Genomic DNA, 6,589 nt, shown 5'->3' with positions numbered 1-6,589 from the left:
GTTGATTGGAGCGGAAGGTGCTCGACTCCTGCGGGAAACGCTGGACAGGTGAGACCCCGCAGGCAAAGCCGAGGAGGCTCACCGCCAGCCCCGCGGAAAGCGAGCACCTGTAGCGGAAATCAACCGCCACTCGCTACATCAAAAAGCAACAATGTTTACGAAAACAGTCAAAAAAAAAGAACTAATCACTGTGTGGATTAGTTCTTTCTCTCGTTATTCATAGATGTGTAAGTATGTTTCTTTACTGCCCTTTTTCTTCACGATGAGGGCTTCCGGACCGTAGGAAGAGGAGACGAGGAGTTCTACGTCCCAGCTTTCCGGGGTCTGTTTGCCGATCATGTTGGTGAGGTGCTGGGCGAATCCGATCGTTTCAGCTTTTCCCTGGAAGGAAAGAGCCACTTCGAATTCCATTTTGGACAGTTTCTGATCTTGATAGAGTGCCTGTCCTGTCAGTCCTGTGTAGACTGGAAAATACTTTTCGATATCTGTTTTGAATTCATTAAAGACTTTATAATCGTTCGGATGGTTCTCCTGGGCTTCAGGGGAAGGGAATAGATAATAATCTTCATTGATTCCTTTCCAATCCTGAATACCATTTTCATCAGGCTCCACCGACGTATAGGCAAAAAAGTGCCCGGGCACGACTTGATCTTTCGGAGCCTGTTTATATAGAGAGATCATAATCGGAACGTTTTGAAGTTCTTTATTCTGACGAAGGCGGTTCAGAACTTCACCGGCGATTTTCGCTCCCTGCTCTTTCAGAACCTCATTGCTGATCTTTTTTACTGTTCTTGTCCCATTAGACATATTGGTCTCATATTGAACAGAATTCAGGGATAAGGCGATGGCCACCCCACCCAGTCGCACCTTATTGTCTTCTTTCTTCATCAAGTAATTATGTTCAATCACATGGGCCAAGTAGATCGGTGCATTCTCACCGCTTGACTGCATGGGATTCAGACCCACATTCTGAGACTCCTGAAGGCCCTTTTCCTTCAGCTGTTCACTTGTATACTTTCGCTGCAGCCAGCTGTCCACCGTTTTCTTATTCAAGAATTGTCCTTCTTTGAAGTAGTAATCATCGGTTGAAAACCGATTTTGAGCCACTCTTAATAAACCTTTTTCGATTTCATTGATATCGTATCTTGATCCAAGATCATTCACGACGACACCCCGGGTATTGCTCGTTTCATAGGGAAGCATCGTCTTGTAGTATTCTTTCGATATTTGGAAGCTTGGTATGATGGCTTTCTTTGCTTCGCTATCCTGATTTTCCTGAACGACCTGATCCTGTTTCTCAAATGTCGGAGCACAGCCTCCCAATAACAACAGCGCGGAGAGAGCGACCGAAATCCCTTTTTTCATTCCTCGTTACACCTCTTATCGGTTAAGTTCTTCCATCAGCTTGTCCTCATCCCAGACTTCTATATTTAACTCATTTGCTTTTGCAAGCTTCGATCCCGCATCTTCCCCTGCGATGACAAGATCGGTTTTCTTACTGACACTGCCGGTTACTTTCCCGCCGAGCATCTCGATCTTTTCTTTCGCTTCATTCCGGCTCAAACGCTCGATTTTCCCCGTGAGGACAATGGTCTTCCCTGCAAAATACGAGTCGACGTCACTCAGAGCTACAGGCTTTGGTCCTTTGTATTCAAGGTTCACACCAGCATCTTTCAGCTCCTGAATGAGTTCCTTTACTTCATCATTTTCAAAGTAAGCAACGATAGCATCGGCCATTTTTTCCCCGATCTCATTGACATTCGTCAGCTCTTCTTTCCCCACTTCCATCAGTCTGTCCATCGAGCCGAACTCCTGTGCGAGGGTCTTTGCCGCTTTGGCACCCACATGACGGATACCAAGACCGAATAACAGTTTCTCCAAGGAATTCTTCTTCGACGTTTGAATGGCTTCCAAAAGGTTATCAACGGATTTCTCGCCCATCCGCTCAAGCTTGAGAAGCTGATCCCGCTCTAATCTGTATAAGTCGGCGACATCTTCGATCAGTTTCTCCCTGAATAACTGGCTGATCACTTTTTCACCCAGTCCATCGATATTCATGGCATTCCGGGAGACAAAGTGAATGAGACCTTCACGAATTTGCGCAGGACATTTCGGGTTGATACAGCGAAGAGCCACTTCCCCTTCAAGTCTCACCAGCTCACTTTCACATTCCGGACAATGAGTCGGCATTAGGAATTCCTGTTCGCTTCCTGTTCGCTTATCTTCCAGTACGTTGACGACTTCAGGGATGATGTCACCCGCTTTTTTAATGACGACATGGTCACCGATTTTGATATCTTTTTCGCGGATTAGATCTTCATTATGAAGCGAGGCACGTTGTACGGTCGTTCCCGCTACACGGACCGGCTCCAGAATGGCCGTTGGCGTGACGACTCCCGTACGTCCTACACTCAATTCAATGTCCTTCAGCACCGTGACGACTTCTTCTGCCGGGAACTTGAAGGCAATGGCCCACCTCGGGCTCTTGGCTGTCGTTCCAAGCTCCTCTTGCTGATCAAGGGAGTCGACTTTAATAACGATTCCGTCAATGTCATATGGAAGATTGGGGCGCTCTTCTGTCCATTTTCCGACAAAATCAAGGACTTCTTCGATCGTCGCACAACGTTTCCGTTCAGGATTCGTTTTAAAACCGAGTTTGTCTAACGTATCCAGTCCCTCACTGTGAGAGTCGATCCCTGTATTTCCTATATCAGCTAATGCATATAGGAAAACATCGAGATTCCTTGAAGCTGCGATCTTCGGATCAAGCTGGCGCAGGGAACCTGCTGCCGCATTGCGCGGATTGGCAAAGGGTTCTTCCCCTTTTTCTTCTTTGATTTTATTCAGTGCTTCGAATGATCCTTTCGGCATGAAGGCCTCGCCCCGTACCTCAAAGGACATCTTCTCTGAGATCTTTAGAGGTATGGAACGGATCGTCTTCAGATTCGATGTGATATCTTCACCAATGGAACCATCACCCCTTGTTGCCCCCTGGACGAACGCGCCCTCTTCATATCTGAGGGAGACGGCCAAACCATCGATCTTCAGCTCGCAAACATAGGAGAAGTCATCTCCCACCGCTTGGCGGACACGGCGATCAAAGTCACGAAGATCTTCTTCATTGAAGGCATTCCCAAGACTCAACATCGGAGTTCTGTGCTCTACTTTATCGAAAGATTCTAGAATCGTGCCCCCTACTCGCTGAGAAGGAGAATCCGCAGATTTCAATTCCGGATATTGATCCTCGAGCCCGATCAGTTCCCTGAGAAGCTGATCGTACTCGGAATCAGGAACAGAAGGCTTGTCGAGTACATGGTATTCATAATTATATTGGTTTAACAATTCATGCAGTTCATTGATACGCTTTTCGGCTGATTGTCGATCCATTTCCACAATCCTTTCTTGCTTATATATTCAGTAAGCCGGAAGGAATTACCCTCCCGACACGTCATGCTTTTTCGATTGGGGCAAATTTAGCCAGGAGACGCTTGATTCCCATTGGACTAGGGAAAGCAATATCAAGCTCGACACTGTCTCCAGACCCTTTCACACTGACAACCGTTCCCGTTCCCCATTTCTTATGCTGGGCCTTATCCCCGACCTGCCACGCAACGGATTCTCCACCTGTCGTGGTTTGGACCGGACGTGCAACCGGCTTTCTCGGTGCAGGGCGTGACGGTGATTTCGAAGCTGACTTCCCGAACGGCGTAAAGGCAGTCTTCTTCTCTGCCATGACGTCATCCAGCAGGTCCGCCGGAATCTCGTTGATGAAGCGGGAAACAGGGTTCATCTTCGTTTGACCGAAGAGTGTCCTCATCTGCGCATTTGTCAAGAAGAGCTGTTCTTCTGCACGGGTGATCCCTACGTACGCCAAACGGCGCTCTTCTTCCATTTCATCCTCTTCCATAAGGGAACGGCTGTGAGGAAATACCCCTTCCTCCATCCCCATAAGGAATACGACAGGAAATTCAAGACCTTTGGCTGCGTGCAGGGTCATTAAGATGACGGAATCTTTCGGCTGGTCATCTTCATCAAGCTTATCGATGTCGGCGACCAGGGCAAGATCTGTCAGAAATGCCACGAGGCTCTTATCATCATTGGTTTCCTCGAAGCTCTTCGTTACTGACAGGAACTCGTCCAAGTTCTCGAGTCTTGATTGAGACTCGATGGACTTTTCCGCTTTCAGCATGTCTGTGTAGCCTGATTTCTCGAGGATTTCTTCTACCAGTTCGGTTACAGATAGATACTCCTGCATACTGGTATAGCCTTTCACCATCTCCATGAATTCAATCACGGCCTTGGTAATTTTAGGGCTGAGTCCGATGAAGTCCGCTTCTGCAAGCGCTCTGAACATGGATATATCATGGTCCTGAGCGTAACGGGCAATTTTATCAATAGACGTGGCCCCTACACCCCTCTTCGGTACATTGATGACCCGCTGCAGGCTGATGTCATCATCAGGATTCGAAATGAGTCTTAAATACGCTAAAATATCCTTGATCTCTTTACGATCATAGAACTTGATGCCTCCCACAATGGAGTATTCGATGTTCGATTTAAGCAGAACTTCCTCCATGACACGGGACTGGGCATTTGTACGGTACAGGATGGCAAAATCAGAATACTTTTTCTTGCCGCCCTCCATCATTTCTTTAATTTTACCCGTGACGAATTGAGCTTCCGTCTGCTCAGTATCTGCCCTGAAATAAGAGATCTTCTCACCGTCATCATTTTCTGTCCAAAGATTCTTCGGTTTACGGTTTGAATTCTTCTGTATGACTTCATTCGCCGCCTGAAGGATTCTTTTCGTTGAACGATAATTCTGTTCAAGGAAAATGACTGTAGCTCTTGGGTAATCCTTCTCGAAAGAAAGGATATTGGCAATGTCCGCACCGCGCCATTTGTATATCGACTGATCCGAATCACCTACCACACAGAGGTTCTGAAAACGGGATGCGAGCAGTTTCACGAGCATATATTGCGCTCTGTTCGTATCCTGATACTCATCCACGTGGATATATTGAAACTTGCGCTGATAAAATTCCAGCACTTCCGGTACACGTTGAAACAATTGAATTGTCGTCATGATCAGATCATCGAAATCGAGCGCCTGATTCTTTCGTAATCGCTTCTGATACTCTGTGTACACGTCCGAAACGACCTGGTCGTAATATCCCCCCACCTGCTTTGATAATTCTTCTGGTGTGGTCAGCTCATTTTTCGCAGAGCTGATTGATCCAAGAAGGGAACGAGGATCAAATTTCTTTGGGTCTATATTTTTTTCTTTTAAAATCGATTTAATGACAGACTGCTGATCCGTCGAGTCCAGGATCGTGAAGTTTCGGCTTAATCCGATCCGGTCGATATCACGGCGAAGGATCCGTACACACATGCTGTGGAAAGTAGAGATCCAAATGTTCTCCGACGCCCCTCCAAGGATGTTATGGATACGATCCTTCATCTCTCTCGCTGCTTTATTTGTAAAGGTAATCGCTAAAATATTATAAGGATTGACCCCTTTTTCCACCATCAAATACGCAATACGGTGTGTCAATACTCTCGTCTTCCCTGAGCCTGCCCCTGCCATGATCAACAGAGGTCCCTCCGTTGCCTTTACCGCTTCCGCCTGCTCGGGATTCATTCCATTCAACAATCGATCAGTCAAAAATTGCATACTCTCTCACCACCATAACGAACGTTTGTTCTATTTTATATTACCATTATATCTTATTCAGGGACTGACCTCCAGCAGGATCTTTACCCCTTAACTGCTTTTACCGTTTTTAACGCTTCTTTCAAATTCTCATATACAGCATTTCCAACGACGACCACATCTGAAACCCCGGACATCTCCTTTGCCTGCTGTGCGGATTTGATACCCCCGCCATAGAATAAAGTCGTGTTCTCCAACGAATCCTTCACTTCTTTAACCGTTCCGATGTCCCCATATGTACCACTGTACTCAAGGTAAAAAATCGGCAGGTTGAACATCTTCTCTGCCATCATGGCATAAGCTGCCGCGTCTTCACTTGAAATATCTGTGTTTGCTTTCGTTACCTGAGCCGCTTTGCATTCACGGTTCAATATACAATATCCTTCTACAAGGATTTCGTCCCAATTCATGATTTCTCCATATTCCTTGACCGCCTGGTGATGCAAACCCGTCACCCAGTTCATATCCGAGCTGTTCATCACCATTGGAATGAAATACAGATCGAAGCCCGGAGTGATCGACTCCAGATTTGATACTTCCAGAATACAAGGAACCGTATATCGTCTCACTCGTGCCATCAAATCAAGAACCTTTTCAAGGGTTACACCGTCCGTACCCCCTACGATGATCGCATCTGTTCCCGATTCACATACTGCTTCTAAATCTTCATCATCTATTGTCTTATTCGGATCTAGTTTAAATACATGGCGCCACTCTTGGACATCATACATATGCTGTTCCTCCATTCATACATCCATCTAACGTATTATATCATTTGTGGAAGGCTGTCGCATTACCTACAAAAGCGGAGGCGGCTCGCCCAGAGGCGACAAGCATAAGATGAACCTGCCGGAAAGGCGTTCTTTGCCTTTTTGG

At 46.5% G+C, this 6,589-nt stretch carries 4 protein-coding genes; all 4 read right to left on the bottom strand.

The annotated features are described in order from the left end of the window. Positions 1 to 213: 213 nt before the first annotated feature. Positions 214 to 1,365: a CamS family sex pheromone protein gene (locus SLH55_RS22105; RefSeq protein WP_219168038.1), complete on the bottom strand. Its 1,152-nt coding sequence runs from the start codon at positions 1,363 to 1,365 to the stop codon at positions 214 to 216. A 15-nt stretch (positions 1,366 to 1,380) separates the two neighbouring features. Continuing rightward, the gene (ligA, locus tag SLH55_RS22100; protein ID WP_320324485.1) at positions 1,381 to 3,387 is read right to left on the bottom strand and encodes an NAD-dependent DNA ligase LigA; all 2,007 of its coding nucleotides are present in this window, start codon (positions 3,385 to 3,387) and stop codon (positions 1,381 to 1,383) included. A 61-nt stretch (positions 3,388 to 3,448) separates the two neighbouring features. After that, positions 3,449 to 5,674, bottom strand: a complete 2,226-nt coding sequence (pcrA, locus tag SLH55_RS22095; RefSeq protein WP_219168040.1) for a DNA helicase PcrA — start codon at positions 5,672 to 5,674, stop codon at positions 3,449 to 3,451. Between the two features lie 83 nt (positions 5,675 to 5,757). Beyond that, positions 5,758 to 6,444 (bottom strand): heptaprenylglyceryl phosphate synthase, encoded by a 687-nt coding sequence (locus SLH55_RS22090; protein WP_219168041.1) that lies wholly within the window; start codon positions 6,442 to 6,444, stop codon positions 5,758 to 5,760. Between the last annotated feature and the right edge of the window lie 145 nt (positions 6,445 to 6,589).

It is taken from the genome of Rossellomorea sp. YZS02 (genome assembly GCF_033963925.1).
GTDB lineage: Bacteria > Bacillota > Bacilli > Bacillales > Bacillaceae_B > Rossellomorea.
The sequence above is the reverse complement of the archived record's forward strand: the minus strand, read 5'-3'. Positions and strand labels throughout refer to the sequence as shown.

Bases quoted from the DNA above. Each gene is read 5' to 3' on its own strand.
- SLH55_RS22105 (WP_219168038.1), bottom strand. From the start codon at position 1,365: ATGAAAAAAGGGATTTCGGTCGCTCTCTCCGCGCTGTTGTTATTGGGA.
- SLH55_RS22090 (WP_219168041.1), bottom strand. From the start codon at position 6,444: ATGTATGATGTCCAAGAGTGGCGCCATGTATTTAAACTAGATCCGAAT.
- pcrA (WP_219168040.1), bottom strand. From the start codon at position 5,674: ATGCAATTTTTGACTGATCGATTGTTGAATGGAATGAATCCCGAGCAG.
- ligA (WP_320324485.1), bottom strand. From the start codon at position 3,387: ATGGATCGACAATCAGCCGAAAAGCGTATCAATGAACTGCATGAATTG.